The organism is Staphylothermus marinus F1, assembly GCF_000015945.1.
In the GTDB taxonomy this organism is placed as follows: domain Archaea; phylum Thermoproteota; class Thermoprotei_A; order Sulfolobales; family Desulfurococcaceae; genus Staphylothermus; species Staphylothermus marinus.
In genome coordinates, this window is sequence record NC_009033.1 from 1,128,064 (window position 1) to 1,146,648 (window position 18,585).

Here is an 18,585-nt window from a genome sequence, read left to right on the forward strand (position 1 = left end):
AAACTAGAACTTATTCTTTAATTCTTCGACAAAGTATATTTTTAGTAATCCAAGCTTCTTCATAACAATATTAATGTAATCCATAATAATTTCTCTACTAACACCCATTCTCTCAGCTTTATTCAAAACAATATTCTCTACAATACTATACCTCTTATATCTCTCATTCAAATCCTTCCATGGAACACCTGTGACTGCTTTCATAACTTCTTTATCTATAGGTATAATACCTTTAATAATTAGAAAAGCAATTATTGGATAACCAATGTAGCCTCTGAAAATTGTTCCATTATCACTACTATATGCATGGTAAACATTATGCTCAACCGGTTCAACTATAACTTTGTAAACCTTGTCTCCACGACTAGAAACAACTTCTGCTCTATGATCATCTAATACCTTGACTCTCTGATCACCTATACTACCAATAGCTTCTAAAACTTTTATACGAGGAGGTTTACGTAGGAGACGTATATTACTCATTTTATTCTTCATCTCCAATCAATTTTATTACAAGGGGTTCGGATGAAACAATTACGCCTCTACCACTAATTATTTGTCCAACTCCTAACCTCATGTATTCGTCGTGCTTTTCTCTTGGAACCAATAGGTAAAAAGATGTTGTTTCATTATTTACGGATCCCTGAATAAACAAGGCTGGATCAGAGTATCCCGGCGGAGATTCAAACCCTACAATCACTCCCTCAAACAATACTTTCTTACCGGACACTTTTCACCACACTATAGTTTTTTCTTATGAAATACTATAGTCTTTTGGAGAAATAAATTGTTTTATATAAATCATAATATAATAGTATAATAGTAATGGTCGGGTGTATATTTATGAGTGAGGAAATAGGAAAAATTGAGAACGAGTTAAGTACTGGATTAGTAATAGCTGGTGCTTATGCAAATAAGCTTAGAAGAACGCTTTTCGCACAATTAAAGGATTTAGTTAAAAAGAATAAGGAGTTTGCAAGAGAAGTTGCTAGAGCATCAGCCGAGATAAATAGGCTACTATACATTATACTCGTAGAGAACCTTGGCTGTGATAAAGGCGATGTTGTTAGAGTAAGAGTTAAATATGTTGTTGATCCTTCTGAGTGGAGAATAAAATGGGATTATGATACACTTAGAATAGAGTATTTTAAGAGACAACCAGACGAGAAAGTGTTGGAAGTTGTTAAGAAAGTATTAAAGGAGAAACTAGCTGAGATACAGGAGCAGTACCGGGAAGCACCTACACGTGAAGAAGCAGAGAAGATTCTTAGGGGAGAAATAAAAACACCTGAAGAAGAATGGGCTGAGGAGAAGGAGGAGAAAACACTCGAGGTAATGGGGTCTACTCAGCCAATAGTCGAGAAAGCGGAGAAACCGGGTGTTGTAGATGTAAGAAACGAAATAGTAACAGTTGATCCTATAGGAGAAACATTGATGGGCGGAGCAATATTTAGGATAGCTAATGATAAAGGAGAAAACATTGGTATTGCTTCTTTAGAACCACATGCTGGAGGATGGATAATTGATGCGATAATTATTAAAGAAGGAAAAGCCTATCGTGCACATTTAAAGGCTCAACACAATAAGGAAGAATACATGAGCAAACCAGATCTCTTAGCCGAGGAACTGAGAAAAGCATCACTTATAGAAATTTCGAAGAAAGACGCAGAATCAATTATTAAGGCTAAAATGGAGGAGATCACCTGAAAAGAACCATTAATCTAAACAAGAATACTTAGGTTTTTCCAGAACCATTGTTTTTGTTTATATACTTATTTAATAGTTCTAGAAACTCATTGAACCTATTAGCTGGAATCCTAGCACCAGCTGCAAAAGCATGTCCCCCACCTGTCCCTCCTAATAAGACTGTTATTTTCCTCAGAATAGTGTTTAGATCAATTCCCCTAATAGCTCTAAGACTCATAATCAACATATTACCTTTGGTCTCATATGCTAAACCAACTTTGCAACTACCATAAACTCTAGCATAATTAGCTGCACGACCAATGCTTCCCGGAGGATCAGCTACATACGAGATTTCTCCTATAATACGTTTATTTTTCTTAACCCATATTCTAAGTTCTTCATCATTATGGCTTTGTATAAGTGCTCTTAACAATAACTCTGAGTTCTCACTAGGCAACCTATTATCTGCTAATAAACGAATAATTCTCCTTTTGAAATCATACATTTTACGTGAACCCTCTAAACCCTGTACAAGAACGCCTGCTTCGAAATAAATGCTTCTCTTATCCCACTCATCAATTGTTTTCTTTACCCATTGGGTCTCATCCAAATAATCGCCTATAGCACCATACAATGCTATGCGACTATATTCTTGTATAAGGCCTTTTTCTTCGAGAAACCTATATGTTAGTTCTGAAGCTGAACAACATGTATCATGAACTATTATACCTGGTAATTCATGTGGTTTAAGCCTTAAAGGTTCTGGATGATGATCTATATATATTATTTCACCGTATCTGCTTCTCTCTTGTAAAATCTTCTCAATATCATAGAGGTGATGTTCGCTTAAAGCTATATCAGCTATAAATATATTGTCTCCATTACTGGTAAACTCCGCTAGATCATTTGCTAAACCTGCTGGATGTGTAAAAAATATTTCTACAACATTATTTTTCAAGGAAAGATATCTATATATGAGTGCTCCGCTACAAACACCATCACTATCTCCATGAACTAGAATAACCCATCTAGACAACATTATACACCATCAGATCAAACAGATCAAATAATAGATGAAGAGGGGGTCGGTCCCGCGCGGATACCCCATCTCTATAAGTAAGGGTTCTGCCTAGCATCTTCATCCCCCCTACATATATATGTTGTTGGGAGTATTACGTCTACTCCCCGAATATAAACTGTATCTAATACTATAATCATAGAAGGGAATAGTATGCCTCCAAAAATAGATTTGGGCAAAGCTCCAGATGGTATTTTGGAACTAGATAATAAGGATATTTTAGAAGAATTTATATTTACATTGGAAGCAGCTGGAGCCAGTGAAGATACAATAAAAGCTTATAGATCAGCTATTAAGGATTTCTTGGAATTTCTAGGAGAGAAACCCCTACGCGATATAACGTTGAGAGATATTATATTGTGGAGGAATTATAGGTTAAAACATGGGTTTTCCAAAGCTAAAACAAAAGATAAGAAAAAATGGCAGACAACTCTTCATTACTACTCAATGTTTCTGAACAGATTCTTTGAGTGGCTTGGATTAAATTTTAGGATTCCACGTATTAGAAAACCTCCTAGAAAAATCCATGTTTTAAACGATGAAGAAGTACATAAATTGCTGGAGTCAATAAGGGATCCGTTGGATAAGCTGATATTATCTATACTACTAGATACAGGTCTAAGAAGTAAGGAGCTCTTAGGTATTAGGGTTTCAGATATTGATTTCGAGAATAGAACGATAACGATAACATCAACAAAGTATGATAAGGAAAGAAAAGTTCTAGTAACATCTAGAACTATGGAGCTTATTCGTTCATGGATAAAACTAAATAATCTGGAGAAGGAAGATAGATTAATTCCATTAACATATAGTGGATTATATAAGCGTATTAAGAGGCTCGGTAGGAGAGCCAGTATACCGGCTTGGAAGATCAGACCACATATATTAAGACATACTTTTGCAACACAAGCTTTAAGGAAGGGATTGAGTCTACCTTATCTTCAAAGATTACTGGGTCACTCGGATATTAAGACTACACAAATATACTTACACGTTACAATTGAGGATATTAGGAGCGAATACGATAAGATAATGGAAACAAACACGTATAGATGCCCTAATTGTGGAAGAGAAATACCAGCTGATGCACATTTCTGCCCATACTGTGGATATGTTCTCACTAAAGAAAAGAACTCAACTTCTATATCTACTTAATTCATCTAGTATTCTAGCAAGTAATAGTCTTGGAATATATTTGTATTTGGGATTCCTGCTTCTATAATGATCTAGTAGTTTATCAGCGTCTTTAACAGGATAATCATCTTTGTATTCATTGATCATTCTAATCAATTCCTTCTTATCAGTCATGACGACCCCAATTACTGGATTAACCGGTATTTTCCATTTCTCACCGCTATGCTTGATTTTAATAAGTTCTTTCAGATACTCGTCTTCATCACTAATATTCATTGTTTCAGCTCTATAATATGGTGTTATGTAATGGACAATAAGTATTAATTCTATAGAGTCCTCTTTCTTAACAGTAATACTTGTCAACTCGCTGTGATCGAGGAGAACGCTATGAGCGCCAAATTCTATACTATAGCCTAGCTCTTTAAGCTTTTCCAGAAAACTATCAAGATTTCTTATATGAAAACTTATGATCTTCAACTCTATTAACCCTTAAAGACATGAATTGTTAGTAGACCTTAATAAAACATTATGAGTTGAAAACAATATGGAGTATTATGTCTTACGCAAGGATAAGTTCCATAGAGAAGCTATTGCCGGCTCCGAAGCAGAACACCAAATAGCTAGTGCTATCAAGGAATATTTTAAAGAATATAGCGATTGGGTAAAGATACTAAAAGTTCCCCTAGATACATGGGAGGAAATAAACTGTACTATAAGCTTTCATGATAATGTATTAGATTGTAAATCAATGCCGTTTACATTATCTGGAGAAGTAGAGGGAGAACCCGTTTTTGCTGATTATTTAGGCAATAAAATAGTTTCTAACAAACAAGTTTCAGACAGTATTGTTTTTATACCGTTCCCAGATGATCCTGATGATTCAAAATATGTTGTATTAAAACTTTACGAACATGGTGCTAAAGCTGTTGTTTTCTATGATATTCTTCCAGGAAGATATAGGAGAATGGTGATTATAGGAGATGAAGATTATAGTTTTAGTCATGGAGCACCATCGCCTATACCAGTTGCTTCTATAAAGAAGGAGGATTATCTTAGAATATATAAGGAAATGCCTCGGAGAATAGTTTTTAGATCCAAGACAAAGATAACACATAACGTACATGGCTATACTGTAGTTGCTGGTATAAATGGGCGTGGAGATAGAGAAATACATGTAACAGCTCATCATGACCACTGGTTTAATGGATTCAGCGATAATATGGTCGGTGTTGAACTCCTTATCCAACTCATGAAGAAATATAGGAAAAGCTGGAATGGATATAACCTTGTCTTCATCTCTTATACTGCTGAAGAATCAGGCTCACCCTATTTTACAAGCTGGTACTGGATATGGGGTAGTAGATATTATCTTGAATTATTAGAGGCTAGAAACGATACCTCGAAAATAATTGCCGATGTAAACGTGGATGCTATATATACTTATCCACTACATTTTAACGCTAATCCATCGCTTACGGATTGTATAAACAAACTAGTAGAGGGTGGAAGAGGAATCTATGATGGATATGATTACACCGATTTCGACAGCTACTCTTATACTCTTCACGGTATACCAGCAATGACACTTCACACCTTTAAGGAGATGAAACACATCTATCATACAAACCTTGATGACGGTAGCGAGGTCTACGATCATATAATAACTAATGCTTTAGAAACATTAGATGACACTGTGAGATGCATAAATAATAATATGCCAAAGTATAAGCACATAACTAAGTATATTAAAGAAAAACTCGGTGATAAAGCACCTCTTGAAGCAAGGAACCTGGTATCAAAACTTGAAACAATAAATAACAAGATAAATGAAGAAGCTTCTATACGGATTATTACTCGAGAACTTAGCTCAATAATATATGTTCCCAGCCTAGATGGATTATTCACATCCGACCTCCTCGCAGACATTATTGAGATAATAGATAAACTAGATAAAATAGATCAATATATTGGGAAAAGAATTAGAGTAAAAGTCGTTGATCGAGAACAGTTCCTAGATATATCGCCAACTAATCATAATAAAGAAGAATTATTGAAAAGCTTACAGTATGCATTAATTCAACGAATTAATTCGTATAATAGAAGAATTGAAGATGTTATAAAAAATATTGTTCTACGCAAGAAATGCGAGAAACAACTTTAATTCAGAAAATTAGCTGTTAAAAACATATTTATTCTATAATTATTGAACTAATGTTAAGAGAAATAAGTTTGTTTGGAGAAATGGGTGGGATTTTGAGTCTAGAAAGATTTAGACTAGATAAGTACGCTGATTTTCCTAAATGGTATCATGAAATATTGAAACATGCAAAAATAGTTGATACAAGATACCCTGTTAAAGGAATGAATGTGTGGATGCCTTATGGATTAAAAGCTTTGAGAATGATCCAAAAAATAATGATTAATCTTCTCGAAGAAACTGGGCACGAAGAAGCATATTTTCCAACAATGATACCTGAATCAGTGTTTTCAAAAGAGAAAGATTTTCTCCAAGGATTTGGTGGTGAAACATTTGTTGTTGAGGGAACAATGACTAAAAAATTTAATGAAAAACTCTTTGTTCGCCCTACTAGTGAAACAGTCATGTATTATATGTGGAATATATGGATTAAGGGAAGAAAAGATCTTCCTCTGAAAATGTATCAAGTGGTCAATGTATTCAGATATGAAACAAAAATGACGCATCCTATTCTAAGGGTTAGAGAAATAATGAGTTTTATAGAAGCACACACAGCCCATGCCACCAGTGAAGAAGCTGAAAAACAGATCAATGAAGCCTTAAGCATATATAAAAAATTCTTTGACTCTCTCCTACTACCCTATTTCATTGTTAAAACCCCGCCTTGGGACACCTTCGCTGGTGCAGAATATAACTACGACTTCATAACAGCTATGCCGGACGGTAAAGGTTTAGAACTGGGTTCAGTTATTAATCTTGGACAGAAATTCGCTAGGGCATTCGATATAAAATTCATGGATAGTGATGGAGTGACAAAGCATGTTTATCAAACATGTTATGGTGTAAGTGAGAGAACATTAGGAGCTGTTATTGCAATACATGGTGATCAAAAAGGATTGTTTCTTCCACCTATAATAGCTCCTATCCAAGTTGTTATAGTGCCTATAGCTAGAAGGGATGAACAAGATATAATAGAATATGCTAAGAAGATCAGTGAAAAACTCAAAAAAGCCGGTATAAGAACGTTTTTAGATGATGACCCAGAGCATACGCCTGGTTGGAAATATTATTTCTGGGAAATGAAAGGTGTACCTACAAGGATCGAAATAGGTAGAAGAGAACTCAACAATAATACTGTCACAATTGCTAGAAGAGATGGTGCTAAAAAGATTACTGTAAGCATTAATGACATGGTAGATAAACTAAGAAGCATTTGGATAGAGATCAATGATTATCTAAGGAAAAAAGCAATAGAACATTTGAAGAAAATGACCATTATAACTTATAAACCAGAAGAGATAGGTAAAGGTGTGAAGGGATTAATTATTACGCCATGGGATGGAACAAAGGAGTGTGCAGATAAATTAGAAGAAATTACTGGAAAACAAGTTTTAGGCGAAATAATTGAGTCACCTATAAAACTGCCGAGTCTTCAAGGAAAAACTATTTGTAATAATAAACCTGATAGATATGCGTTAATCGGCACAACATATTAACGGTTCTTATTCTGAACGAGTAGTTTTTAAAGGGTTAAAAATGTATTTGTAGGTATTGATTCAGTATTTATTCGAGGTGTGGATAAGGAATGAGCGACTATATTAAACAGCTTAAAACAATGTTATTAGCAAAGCTAGCTGGATTCAAAATATTAGAGAAGAGCCCTAGTGTTTTCGCTATAGTTAAGGATAACAAGATTCATGCACTAGTGAAGGATCAGGGAGAATATGTTATTGTAACTATAGCTGGCAAAGACTATAAATATGATAAATGGTATACTAAGCCAGAGCATTTAACCAATGTCCTAGTAAATTATCTATCTCAACAACAATAAATAACAGCAGTATAGCAGTAACTATTGCTATAAAACAAGGTTGTTTTTTAAGGGTTATTGGAAACCATAATTCTCAATAATAAAAAAACCCTCATACGGGGACTTAATTATCTTTCTTCCAGCAACTCTTATTTTTTTCCTAAACAATGGACTGTTTACAACAAGTGTTTCTGCCTCTCCTCCCTCAAAAGCGGGATTAAAACCATATTTTCTTGACCTATTAATTATTTCGTAGACATCTTTCTCAGTTATAATTTCACCCAGAAGCTTCATTGGTAATCCATAAGTATTAATACTGATTAATATGAATTCAATACCATGCTCGACGAGTTCAAACATATATTTTGACTGATCAATTCTCCAGAGAGGAGTATAAGTCTTTAATCCTAGTTCATCACATATCATTGAATACCTCATTCTCTGATAATCGCTGAGAACAGCTCCTGAAACAACTACTTCTACACCATAATTTTCCTTCACTCTCTTCAACAACTTATAAAGAGCTGAAAGCTCATGTTCTGGAGAATAAACAGCTATACTTTCTAGGGGTAAACCTAAACTTTTTGCTTGAAGTCTTAATAAATCAAATATTGGTTTATGATATAGCATTGAGTATTCATATAATGGATAAATAGTGGATAAAACAACTATATCAAATCCTTGAAGATAAGCTAGATGTAAAGCGTATGTTGAATCTTTACCTCCAGTAAACAGTATTGTTGCCTTCATAATGACCTTGTCTCCTCTTAGCCCTGATCTAAGGGTTTATACCTATATATTCCAAATAAACATTTTATATAAAGTATAAAGATTATGGGGGTATATTTGATTAGAATAGCTGTATTAGTTGATGATCGACCTTACATGGAAGGTTTAAAGACGCGTAGAGGCTTATCTATATATGTTGAAATAAACAATAATTTCCTCCTATTTGATCTCGGCCCTGATAGTGGTATTTTACAGTATAATTCTGATAAATTAGATATTAGCTTAGACCTTATCGATGCAGCTATAATTTCTCATGCTCACAGTGATCATATGGGTGGATTACAATTATTGGGGTGGGTAGCTCCTTTCCTGAAAACATTCATACCATATGATAGCATGGATAGTGTTGGACGCATAGTTAAAAACAATGGTTTAACTCCTGTAGAAGTAATTGATTGGGTAAAGCTGTGGGAAAACACATATATTACAAAACCCATACATGGTCCTCCATGGGAGCATTTCCTCGTTATAAATACTTCTAAGGGCATTATTGTTTTCTCTGGATGTATGCATGCAGGTGTAGATAAAGTATTAAAAATAATATCTATGTATCTAGGCGGCCGTATAAGAGGTGTTATAGGGGGTTTCCACTTGGAAAATGCTCCTAGAAAAGTGGTTGAGGCCTCAGTAAAGTTGCTAATAGAGAAGTATGGAGTGGATTTCGTTATACCTCTTCATTGCAGTGGCGAATTGTTTAGAAGAATTCTTAGAAATAACTATAGTGATAAATATATTAATGCAGGTGCGGGTTTCATATATGAGTTATGAAGCTTGTTAATGGTGGTATTTAATGAATGAAGCCGAAATGCTTGTTCATTCTATGAAACTCCTAGTTAGTCTTGGCTATACTAATCCGAAAGGTGGGAATGGAAGTATTAGGGTTGATGATCACCATATATTGATAACTCCTAGCAGTATTCCTAAGCATTTGTTGAGAACAGATGATCTAGTATTATATAATATTGTAAATAATTCGTATACTGGTAAATACAAACCAAGCATAGAGGTTAATGCACATGTAAAAACATATAGGGTTCGAAACGATATTCACGCAATACTACATGCACACTTACCATTAGCTACATCACTAACAGATATAGGTTTAGAAAACTGGTGGCTTGCAGGCACCGTTGAAGCAGAATATAGTCTTGAAAAAGTATACGTATCGGAGTATGCGCCTCCAGGCTCCATAGAACTTGCTGAGAAGATTGCAGAAGGTTTTAGGAGTGGTGCAAAAATAGTTATTATACCTAAACATGGAGTATTTGCCGGCGGTAAAGATGTTGCAGATGCTTTAGATGCTATAATAGCTTTAGAGTCGACGGCGAAATATGTATATGTAAAACTTGTTGTTGAGGAACTAAGGAATATAAAGAATAAACTAATACATTGAAACTACCTAGATGTTTTTCCTCTATATTTTGGATGATATTTCCTTATATGCTCGATTCTTACATGTTTTAATTCATCTTCTGGGAGAATAGCTAATAGTTCCCATCCTTTATCGAGTGTTTCCTCAATTGTTCTCCGCTCATATTCTCCTTGCCCAATAAATTCTTTCTCGAATCTATCAGCAAACTCTAAGTATTTACGATCCCTAGCAGATAAAGCTTCTGTTCCAACAACAACTGCTAACTCTCTCAACCTGACACCTTCAGCATATGCACTATACAGTTGCATAAAGACTCCGCGGTGGTCCTCTCTAGTTTTACCGGGTCCGATACCGTCCTTCATTAATCTAGACAGGCTCATCAATATATCGAATGGTGGATAGATTCCCTTTAACCATAGTTGCCTAGATAATACTAGTTGGCCCTCAGTAATATATCCTGTAAGATCAGGGATTGGATGCGTAATGTCATCGTTAGGCATGGTTAGTATAGGCATTTGTGTAACACTGCCCTTCTTCCCCTCAACACGTCCTGCACGTTCATAAATTGTTGCTAAATCTGTATACATATATCCTGGATAACCTCTCCTACTAGGAACTTCTTCTCGTGCAGCACTTAGTTCTCTTAGTGCTTCACAGTAATTAGTCATATCAGTAAGTATTGCTAGAACATGCATATCATGTTTCCATGCTAGAAACTCAGCAGCTGTTAAAGCAATTCTTGGAATAGCTATTCTCTCTATCACCGGTGAATCAGCAGTGTTGATAAATGCTACTGCGTTTTCTAGAGCACCATAGTTCTTGAAGTTCTCGATAAAGAACATTGCATCATCATAACTCACACCTATAGCTGCGAATACAACGGCAAATTTTTCCTCCTTACCCCTAACCCTTGCTTGCCTAACAATTTGTGCAGCTATACGGTTATGTGGTAGTCCTGAACCACTAAATATTGGAAGCTTTTGTCCACGAACAATACTGTTTAATCCATCTATAGCTGAAATCCCTGTTTCAATGAATTCGGATGGTGGAAGCCTAGATGCTGGATTTATAGGGCTACCATTTATGTCTAAGTAATCTTCTGGAACTATTGGCGGCCCCCCATCTATTGGTCTACCAAGTCCATCAAATATTCTGCCCAACATATCAATACTGACAGGTAGTTTTAGTGTTTCCCCACGATATCTAACCTTGGATATCTTCAGATCAATATCGCTGACTCCGCCGAAAACCTGTATAATGGTAGCATCTCTACTGACATCAATTACTTGTCCAAGCCTTGTCTCTCCCGAACCCAGAACTACTTCGACAACTTCTCCATAACTAACCCCCTTCATAGGCTCCGCTATTAATAAACTACCCTGAGCCTTAAGGAGTTTGGGAGATTCGCGGATAGCTAAGCTAGAGCTCGGCAATAGTCTCAGCCTCCTTCATTAATGATTCGAAATCTCTCCGAATATCTTCGAATAAGGATTTAAATGCGTCTTCAAAATCAATATTGGGGATCTCCTTCATTCGAGCTATTTTAACACGTGATTTTAATTCTCTAATCTTCTCCATACTAATACCTCTCTTAATAGCCTCTAATCCTAACTCGTAGAATAGCATTATGGCTTTCATCATTAATACTGCTTTCCTGGGTGGACAATAAGTATCTATCTCGTGAAAAGCATTTTGCTGGAGAAAATCTTCCCTAATCATTCTCGCAACCTCTAACAATAATTTATCCTCTTCAGGCAATGCTTCTGCACCGACAAGCCTCACAAGCTCTTCGAGCTCAGCTTCCTTCTGCAATATCGCTAGAGCTTTTTCCCTCAACTCTCTCCAGCTTGGATCAATGTTTTTATGCCACCAATCAGTTACATTATCAACATATAAGCTATAACTTATAAGCCAATTAATGGCGGGGTAATGACGACGATAAGCAAGATTAACATCTAAAGCATAAAGTGCTCGTACAATTCTCAATGTTGCCTGCGTTACTGGCTCACTAAAATCTGCGCCTGGAGGAGATACAGCACCCATTATTGTTAGACTACCTGTTCTATCCGGTCTGCCCAGAGTTTTCACATAACCACTTCTCTCATAGAAACTTGCAAGTCTAGAACCTAGATATGCAGGGTATCCTTCTTCTCCCGGAAGCTCTTCTAATCTACCACTAATCTCCCTCATTGCTTCAGCCCATCTACTTGTCGAGTCAGCAACCATTAATACATGGTATCCCATGTCTCGGAAGTATTCCCCAATAGTTGCTCCTAGGAAAATACTTGTTTCACGAGCTGCTACAGGCATGTTGCTAGTATTAGCTATGAACACACTTCTCTCCACCAATGCTTTACCCGTTCTTGGATCAACCAGTCTTCTGAAACTATGTAGTGCATCAGCCATTTCGTTTCCTCTCTCACCGCATCCAACATAGATTGCTATATCTACAGCGCTCCACTTCGTTAATTGTTGTAATGTAACAGTTTTACCTGTTCCAAATCCTCCGGGGATAGCAGCTTTACCACCCTTTGCTAGTGGGAAGAAGAAATCAATAACTCTTTGCCCGGTTAATACTGGTTCTCGATGTTCTAGTTTTTCTCTGTATGGACGAGGTTTTCTAACGGGCCATTTCTGCAGCATAACTATTTCTTTTCCATTAATCCGAGCAATAGGGTCTACTATTGTATATTCTCCCTCACCAACTATTTCTTCAACAACACCATGAGTATCAGGAGGAATCATAATATAATGTTTAATAACAGGGGTCTCTTCAACGTATCCAATAACATCGTCAGGCCCAACTTTCTCTCCTTGTTTAACAAGTGGTTTAAAATGCCATTTCTTATTCCTCGGTAAAGGTTTAGCTTTCACACCCCTCTTTACAAAGAATCCTACCAGCTCCTGTAGAAGAGGTAATGGTCTCTGAATACCATCATAGATTGAGCCAACGAGTCCTGGCCCAAGCTCTGCTGCTAACGGATAACCTGTACCATATACGGGGTCTCCTACTCTTAACCCGCTTGTATCTTCATAGACTTGTATAATGGCTTTATCTCCCTCAACACCTATGATCTCGCCGATTAATCTATCACTACCAACCTCTACTACTTCATAAACTTTCGAGCCACGCATGTTCTCAGCTATTACTAATGGACCCGACACCCTATAGATCTTTCCAGTAATGCCCAAGCTCATTTTTAATCCTCCGAATATATACTTCTATAAACATGCTGTGTAAAAACCTTTAATCCACGTTAAAAATTATTGTTTTGTACATGTTTTTAGAGAGGAACATGTATATTCACCTTATTACTATAAATTGATTTTCATTCCAACATATTTCATCATAAGTTCTTCATAGTATTCCTTGGGCTTAATCTTTTTGAGTGTTTCTGGAGAATCAATAATAACTATTAACGCATCAAGCTTGTTAAGTTCTGAACTAATATCTTTACATTTATTGATTACGTTACGGGATACAATATATACACCATAAATACCTATATTTTCTCTAATATAATTCAATAGTTCCTCACAGTTATCTCTAAAAATGTAAAAATCCGATCCCGCTGCGGCACCGATTAAACAAATCGCGGGATCTCCTATTACTAGAACCTTTTCTTCTTTAATAGCTGTCATATAATCCACCATTTATTCACAATATTTTTCAAGTATTCAATATTTGTATTAAACCAAAGATTCGTTAACACAGTCTTTAGCATTAAAGCTTCAGTAATCATTAGAATGTATGTTCTAGCAATAACTTCTTCATAAGAATAGATCAGATCTCTCGAAATATGTGAAGCATACAATAATATGGCGAAATCAACTATTCCCAAATTCTTTGATATATTATATGCTTCACTAAATAATTCGCTGAAACCTTTATATAACGGATTAATTTCACCCAACATTCTCATTAACTGATCCAGATCTTTTGATCTGCATAGATTAATAAAGTCTTCATGACTCATAGTCAGTAAGGATGGTAGCTTAACAGGCTCCTGCTTCATTAACAGACAGGTTTTAATCAAGTTAGAATCACGTATAAAACCATATATTCTCTTTACTTTATAAGGCAATAATAAATGATCTTTTAATGTGTTTATTGCTGAAAACAATAGATTATAGTCTCTGAAACCATCCATCATCACTAGATCTAAGAGTTTACCCAGATCCTTTCCAAGAATGTTCTTTAATTCTTCTAAACTACTTATACTGGAGAGATCTAGGATCGCCACATTACCTACAGGATATATTATGGAGGGCTTACTTCCATTAATAAGGTTTAAGACAATATATGCGATATTTATTGAATCAAATAATTTCTCAATAGAATCTATTATGTAGACCTTGTCTTTTCTACATGTTTGCTTAAAAATACTTAGTCTCTCCAAGTTAAACCGATCTATTTCTGATTCTAAATCAGTGATACTATAGGTCTTGCTCCTAATTATTTGATACAAGCGAGCACCAATTGGTTTATCAGCTATAGTTTTTATAGCAGTTTCAATATTTCGTGAGGAGAGAATTGATATAAGATCCTCTCTACTAAGTAATCTTGTTAAAACATTTTTTGCTACAGAATATTCATACATGGACATTTTTATTTACCCCATAAAATAATGTTTAACTCCGCTAACACAATACTTTTTGCTCTTTCCAACCTAGTATTATATGAGTTATCAACTCTTTCTCCATCAATTGATTCAATAATTAATCCACCCAATATATTATCCGATTCCACTATTTCTATGTTTTTTAATCCTTTTTCTTTCAAAACCTTTTTTATAAAATCTCGATCACGTGGATTAATAATTATTTTTGAAGGATTCTCAATGTAATATAGTGCTTCATCTAGTAGTTTCTTCAATGATTCCTCGATATCAAATCCTATTCTATTAGTTAGCCTTATCTTCGCTTCTTCTAATATTTTATTTATTACTTCAGCTTTTGCTTTACTTATTGTGATCCTATAGTTTCTGCGTGCCTCAGAGATTATTTTTTGTGCTTCTAATCTAGCATTAGTTATTATCTTTTCTCTTTCCTGTTCAGCTTTTTCACGCCATTTCCTCTCAGCTTCTTCAATGATCCTCTCAGCTTCTCGTTCTGCTTCTCTTATTATTTCCTCGCTTTTCTTTCGAGCATCCTCTAATAGTTTTTGTCTTAGCTCTTCTACTTCGTGAGTATTCAACTAGTTCACCCATTGCGGAAACATTAGCCTATAAGTGATAAGCCTAAGAAGCCGAATACCATTCCAAGTATTCCTATAAGCTCAACATATACTGCTAGTATCATAGTACTAAAGGTTACGGCTCCCTTAGTACGAGGCAATTCAGATATACCAGAAGCACATATTACTCCTTGAAACCATGCCGAGAATAACTCTGCTCCAGCAACCGCTAGACCTAGTCCCAAAATAGCTAATCCTTTACCAAGTGTTAATGTTTCAAGATGCCCATTAATATAACCAATATACTGGATAAGTATGATTAACCCATAAAATGTCTGCGTCATCGGTAATGATGCTAGTAGGAAAACGTTTCTAAACTGTTTAGGATCCTCTGCTAGAGTAGCTGATCCAGCAGAACCAGCCTTACCCATACCTATAGACGAACCTATTAATCCGCCCATTAAGGCAAATGCTGCACCAGCATATGCGAGTCCTACAGCTAATGGATCCATAACGTTCACCACATAAACATGTTTTAGTCAATACTAAAAACATGTTACTGAGGATTTAAAATATTGCTTCTTAATAAAAATCCTACTCGATCACCAATCTTTTACGCATAACTATTCTCAGTGGCTCGAACGGATAACCTGTTCCTTCATAGAACTTACTCAGAAACTCTACGAAGCATAATCTAATAGAATGTATAAATCCTCCGAGAGCGGAAAGTCCTGTATTGATTAAGTGTCCAAACACTAAAATAATAGTAGTCATTAATCCACCAATAATGACTCCTGCTAATGGAACTGGGATTATGGATTCTAACCCTGTAAAAGCTAATAGTGCTAATCTGTTAAAACTTGCCCCCAAAAATATAGTTGCTAATCCTACACCGGCGAGCCTACTATAGCTTAGAACATCTCCTAATAAACCTGTTAAGTTAAATAACCACATCAACAATCCTAAAAATCCCATATTCTTTAATGAACCAATAATTAAGAATCCTATACCAACAAATGCTCCATATAATAAATAACTATACATTTCTGCGGGTATGTTAAGTATTGGAGTATTCAGCATTGTGTAAAGAACATATGGAATACCAAATATTTCGGAAATAAATATCCCCATCTCATTCAGTATATCACCTGTTTTCTTCTCCTTCAAGGCCTTCGCCAGTGTTAGAGCATGTGAAATATTAACATGTATGAGACCGATAATTAGAGCTAAAATAAGGAATTTTATTGGATCACTTAAAACAGTTGTTAGAACATAAAGCTGAATTCCAAATGCATAACCACTCAATGCACCTATTATGAATCCTACAATACTAGAAACTATTATCATTTTCTTAAAGAACACATAATCTCTACTCTTCGGATCAGAAACAAATTTGTCGAGTATGAGCATGGCAGATAATATTATAGCTATAGCATAACCCATATCAGCCAACATTATACCATAGAATAAAGCAAACGAATAAGCAATTATAGGAGTAGGATCCCACTCCCAATATCGTGGAAGACCAAGAAACCTCACAATTGACTCATACCATTTAATTATCTTTGGATTTCTAAGTAAGGTGGGAGGCTCATCAACACCCTTAACGGGTTCTCTAATCTCATAATAGAATGGTATACCTTGGTTTTTAAATAAATCAATAACTTGTCTCACATTATTCTTAGGTATCCAGCCGGAGAGGAGGATAAGATACTTGCTCTTGTATATGCTAAGCAAAGACTTAATTTGCATGATCTTGTTCTCAACAATTAACAAATACTTTCCTAGATCCATCAGATAATTATTTATCTTGTCTCTTAAACGCTTCCTAGTTTCACTTATCATAGCTGAGTATTTCATATATGATTCATTAATTTTTTTCAATGCTTCCTCTATAGTGTCATTTAAAGAAACTATGTCGGCTATTTTATTATAATCAATGAAAGAAAAACCTAGCAAAGACAATTTCTCGATCAAAGACTTATGTATATCAGAACTATAAACTAGAATAGCTACAATATTTTGTTCTATTTGCATCTTGAATATAACATAAATCTCCTTGAAAGAACTAACCAGCTGGTTAAACCCGTCTATACTGCCCCTAATAGCAACACTTGAAATATATTTTCCATTAAAACAAATATTTTTGATGGAATAGTTTTTAGGTATAAATTGGAGGATACTTTTTAATCCTTCTAGTTCTCGTAGATTATTTTCGAGCTCAGCTATTTTCTGCAACATGCCTTCTACTTCACTATAAATACTATTTACATCCTTTTCGATCTTATCAATGCTTAATGATTCCAATTCTAGCTTAGTAACTGTTATCTCTAAAGAAACTCCAGATACTTGATTCATGATATGATTTATTTTATTAAGAATATTGTTGATTCTATCATATTGTTTAATATACTCTTCTATACCCTGCCCTGTTTTTTCGATATGAACAGTGCCGGCTTCTTGTAGTATAGTTGATGCTTTTTCAACTAATTGTTTGGGAACTATAATATTTATTCTATACATCTCAACGGGTTTATTCACTATAATTGGTGGAGCCATTACTCTATCCCTGCAACTATGTTGACAACCCTATTTACTGCTTTCTCGAATTTTTCTTTATCAATATTTTTTATTTCTTCAGCTTTTCTCTTTGCTTCCTCCAATATAGTCTTAGATTCTTCTTCCGCTTCCTTAATAATCTTTTCTGCTTCAAGCTTGTATGTATCTATGGGTATAGGTCTAGAGAGAATTTCTTTTGCTTTCTTCTTTGCATCACCTATAATTTTCAGCTTCTTTTTCTTCGCCTCATTCAATATGCTCTCGATTTCTTTCTCTAAGGCTTCAATTGCTGGATTACTCATCTTTAAACGCCACATTAACTAGTTGTCTTATACTGCTTTTCTACATTATTTATTAAATTGATAAGAGGGAATAAAAACTATAGTTGTCACTGTCCGGAGCTTAAGCCTAACCATATATAATTGGGGTCTATAAAGAATCAATGGCCCATTCTCATATTTTAAGCCTAACAATTTAGCCAAAGTTTTAGCGGCAACTTTATCTCTAACAACATAAGCTGATTCTCCAAGGGAAGGATTATACTCAATGATTATGGGCAGCATTAGTTTACAAGGATCACCATCCACGAGATTCTTTAATAATTCGAGCTCCTTACGGTCAATGAGGCTTTTAGATCCATCTCTAAGAATAAGATACGGTACATCCATAGATAATAGATCACACAAGCTCTTCTTACTGTAAACAATGTGTTTATTCACAATTCTAAGCTCCTCACTCAAAGCACGCATTATAAGATCATTGAAATAGTCAGACAAGGAAACTA

At 35.2% G+C, this 18,585-nt stretch carries 21 protein-coding genes; 7 read left to right on the top strand and 14 right to left on the bottom strand.

Annotation, left to right across the window (positions count from 1 at the left end; genetic code table 11):
* Positions 1-3: 3 nt before the first annotated feature.
* Positions 4-483, bottom strand: a complete 480-nt coding sequence (locus SMAR_RS06045) for a hypothetical protein (RefSeq protein ID WP_011839444.1) — start codon at positions 481-483, stop codon at positions 4-6.
* 1 nt (position 484) lies between these two features.
* On the bottom strand, positions 485-730 hold the full coding sequence (locus tag SMAR_RS06050; protein WP_011839445.1) for a hypothetical protein: 246 nt from the start codon (positions 728-730) through the stop codon (positions 485-487).
* A 113-nt stretch (positions 731-843) separates the two neighbouring features.
* Here SMAR_RS06050 and SMAR_RS06055 point away from each other — a divergent pair, with 113 nt between their 5' ends.
* Positions 844-1,707, top strand: coding sequence for a DUF2258 domain-containing protein (locus SMAR_RS06055; protein WP_011839446.1), 864 nt, complete (start codon positions 844-846; stop codon positions 1,705-1,707).
* Positions 1,708-1,735: 28 nt separating this feature from the next.
* Here SMAR_RS06055 and SMAR_RS06060 read toward each other — a convergent pair whose 3' ends face one another.
* Complete coding sequence (locus SMAR_RS06060; protein WP_011839447.1) at positions 1,736-2,725, bottom strand: DHHA1 domain-containing protein; 990 nt, start codon at positions 2,723-2,725, stop codon at positions 1,736-1,738.
* A gap of 192 nt (positions 2,726-2,917) precedes the next feature.
* Here SMAR_RS06060 and xerA point away from each other — a divergent pair, with 192 nt between their 5' ends.
* Positions 2,918-3,919 (top strand): site-specific tyrosine recombinase/integron integrase, encoded by a 1,002-nt coding sequence (gene xerA, locus SMAR_RS06065; protein WP_011839448.1) that lies wholly within the window; start codon positions 2,918-2,920, stop codon positions 3,917-3,919.
* Here xerA and SMAR_RS06070 read toward each other — a convergent pair.
* Complete coding sequence (locus tag SMAR_RS06070) at positions 3,899-4,375, bottom strand: hypothetical protein (RefSeq protein ID WP_011839449.1); 477 nt, start codon at positions 4,373-4,375, stop codon at positions 3,899-3,901. The genes xerA and SMAR_RS06070 overlap by 21 nt on opposite strands.
* Positions 4,376-4,442: 67 nt before the next feature.
* Here SMAR_RS06070 and SMAR_RS06075 point away from each other — a divergent pair, with 67 nt between their 5' ends.
* From SMAR_RS06075 to SMAR_RS06085, 3 genes are all read left to right on the top strand, one after another.
* Positions 4,443-6,059, top strand: a complete 1,617-nt coding sequence (locus SMAR_RS06075; protein ID WP_011839450.1) for a M28 family peptidase — start codon at positions 4,443-4,445, stop codon at positions 6,057-6,059.
* An 80-nt stretch (positions 6,060-6,139) separates the two neighbouring features.
* Positions 6,140-7,591, top strand: coding sequence for a proline--tRNA ligase (gene proS, locus SMAR_RS06080; RefSeq protein WP_052833941.1), 1,452 nt, complete (start codon positions 6,140-6,142; stop codon positions 7,589-7,591).
* Between the two features lie 89 nt (positions 7,592-7,680).
* A complete protein-coding gene (locus tag SMAR_RS06085) occupies positions 7,681-7,926 on the top strand; it encodes a hypothetical protein (RefSeq protein ID WP_011839452.1) in 246 nt (81 codons plus the stop codon).
* A gap of 54 nt (positions 7,927-7,980) precedes the next feature.
* Here SMAR_RS06085 and SMAR_RS06090 read toward each other — a convergent pair whose 3' ends face one another.
* Entirely contained in the window at positions 7,981-8,655 is a 675-nt protein-coding gene (locus SMAR_RS06090) for a diphthine--ammonia ligase (RefSeq protein WP_011839453.1), read from the bottom strand.
* Between the two features lie 96 nt (positions 8,656-8,751).
* On the opposite strand from SMAR_RS06090, the gene SMAR_RS06095 reads away from it, so the two are divergent.
* Complete coding sequence (locus tag SMAR_RS06095; protein ID WP_011839454.1) at positions 8,752-9,462, top strand: MBL fold metallo-hydrolase; 711 nt, start codon at positions 8,752-8,754, stop codon at positions 9,460-9,462.
* A gap of 22 nt (positions 9,463-9,484) precedes the next feature.
* Positions 9,485-10,087: a class II aldolase/adducin family protein gene (locus tag SMAR_RS06100; RefSeq protein ID WP_011839455.1), complete on the top strand. Its 603-nt coding sequence runs from the start codon at positions 9,485-9,487 to the stop codon at positions 10,085-10,087.
* Between the two features lie 2 nt (positions 10,088-10,089).
* Here the strand turns inward: SMAR_RS06100 and SMAR_RS06105 are convergent, their stop codons facing one another.
* From SMAR_RS06105 to SMAR_RS06145, 9 genes are all read right to left on the bottom strand, one after another.
* The gene (locus SMAR_RS06105) at positions 10,090-11,499 is read right to left on the bottom strand and encodes a V-type ATP synthase subunit B (RefSeq protein WP_011839456.1); all 1,410 of its coding nucleotides are present in this window, start codon (positions 11,497-11,499) and stop codon (positions 10,090-10,092) included.
* Entirely contained in the window at positions 11,486-13,264 is a 1,779-nt protein-coding gene (locus SMAR_RS06110) for a V-type ATP synthase subunit A (RefSeq protein ID WP_011839457.1), read from the bottom strand. Before SMAR_RS06110 ends, SMAR_RS06105 begins: the two co-directional genes overlap by 14 nt.
* A gap of 117 nt (positions 13,265-13,381) precedes the next feature.
* Complete coding sequence (locus tag SMAR_RS06115) at positions 13,382-13,708, bottom strand: hypothetical protein (protein ID WP_011839458.1); 327 nt, start codon at positions 13,706-13,708, stop codon at positions 13,382-13,384.
* On the bottom strand, positions 13,705-14,673 hold the full coding sequence (locus tag SMAR_RS06120) for a hypothetical protein (protein WP_011839459.1): 969 nt from the start codon (positions 14,671-14,673) through the stop codon (positions 13,705-13,707). The genes SMAR_RS06115 and SMAR_RS06120 overlap by 4 nt, the downstream gene beginning before the upstream one ends.
* A gap of 2 nt (positions 14,674-14,675) precedes the next feature.
* Entirely contained in the window at positions 14,676-15,263 is a 588-nt protein-coding gene (locus SMAR_RS06125) for a V-type ATP synthase subunit E (protein WP_011839460.1), read from the bottom strand.
* Positions 15,264-15,286: 23 nt separating this feature from the next.
* Entirely contained in the window at positions 15,287-15,754 is a 468-nt protein-coding gene (locus tag SMAR_RS06130; protein ID WP_011839461.1) for an ATPase, read from the bottom strand.
* A gap of 82 nt (positions 15,755-15,836) precedes the next feature.
* Positions 15,837-17,801 carry a V-type ATP synthase subunit I gene (locus SMAR_RS06135; protein WP_011839462.1) on the bottom strand — a complete coding sequence of 655 codons (1,965 nt, stop codon included), beginning with the start codon at positions 17,799-17,801 and terminating at the stop codon, positions 15,837-15,839.
* Positions 17,801-18,103: a hypothetical protein gene (locus SMAR_RS06140; protein ID WP_244372349.1), complete on the bottom strand. Its 303-nt coding sequence runs from the start codon at positions 18,101-18,103 to the stop codon at positions 17,801-17,803. Before SMAR_RS06140 ends, SMAR_RS06135 begins: the two co-directional genes overlap by 1 nt.
* Before the next feature lie 45 nt (positions 18,104-18,148).
* Positions 18,149-18,577 (bottom strand): DUF61 family protein, encoded by a 429-nt coding sequence (locus tag SMAR_RS06145; protein WP_011839464.1) that lies wholly within the window; start codon positions 18,575-18,577, stop codon positions 18,149-18,151.
* Positions 18,578-18,585: the final 8 nt, after the last annotated feature.

Coding starts and splice junctions, on each gene's coding strand:
- SMAR_RS06045 (WP_011839444.1), bottom strand. CDS start 483: ATGAGTAATATACGTCTCCTACGTAAACCTCCTCGTATAAAAGTTTTA.
- SMAR_RS06055 (WP_011839446.1), top strand. CDS start 844: ATGAGTGAGGAAATAGGAAAAATTGAGAACGAGTTAAGTACTGGATTA.
- SMAR_RS06060 (WP_011839447.1), bottom strand. CDS start 2,725: ATGTTGTCTAGATGGGTTATTCTAGTTCATGGAGATAGTGATGGTGTT.
- xerA (WP_011839448.1), top strand. CDS start 2,918: ATGCCTCCAAAAATAGATTTGGGCAAAGCTCCAGATGGTATTTTGGAA.
- SMAR_RS06075 (WP_011839450.1), top strand. CDS start 4,443: ATGGAGTATTATGTCTTACGCAAGGATAAGTTCCATAGAGAAGCTATT.
- proS (WP_052833941.1), top strand. CDS start 6,140: ATGGGTGGGATTTTGAGTCTAGAAAGATTTAGACTAGATAAGTACGCT.
- SMAR_RS06085 (WP_011839452.1), top strand. CDS start 7,681: ATGAGCGACTATATTAAACAGCTTAAAACAATGTTATTAGCAAAGCTA.
- SMAR_RS06090 (WP_011839453.1), bottom strand. CDS start 8,655: ATGAAGGCAACAATACTGTTTACTGGAGGTAAAGATTCAACATACGCT.
- SMAR_RS06100 (WP_011839455.1), top strand. CDS start 9,485: ATGAATGAAGCCGAAATGCTTGTTCATTCTATGAAACTCCTAGTTAGT.
- SMAR_RS06110 (WP_011839457.1), bottom strand. CDS start 13,264: ATGAGCTTGGGCATTACTGGAAAGATCTATAGGGTGTCGGGTCCATTA.
- SMAR_RS06115 (WP_011839458.1), bottom strand. CDS start 13,708: ATGACAGCTATTAAAGAAGAAAAGGTTCTAGTAATAGGAGATCCCGCG.
- SMAR_RS06120 (WP_011839459.1), bottom strand. CDS start 14,673: ATGTCCATGTATGAATATTCTGTAGCAAAAAATGTTTTAACAAGATTA.
- SMAR_RS06130 (WP_011839461.1), bottom strand. CDS start 15,754: ATGGATCCATTAGCTGTAGGACTCGCATATGCTGGTGCAGCATTTGCC.
- SMAR_RS06135 (WP_011839462.1), bottom strand. CDS start 17,801: ATGGCTCCACCAATTATAGTGAATAAACCCGTTGAGATGTATAGAATA.
- SMAR_RS06140 (WP_244372349.1), bottom strand. CDS start 18,103: ATGAGTAATCCAGCAATTGAAGCCTTAGAGAAAGAAATCGAGAGCATA.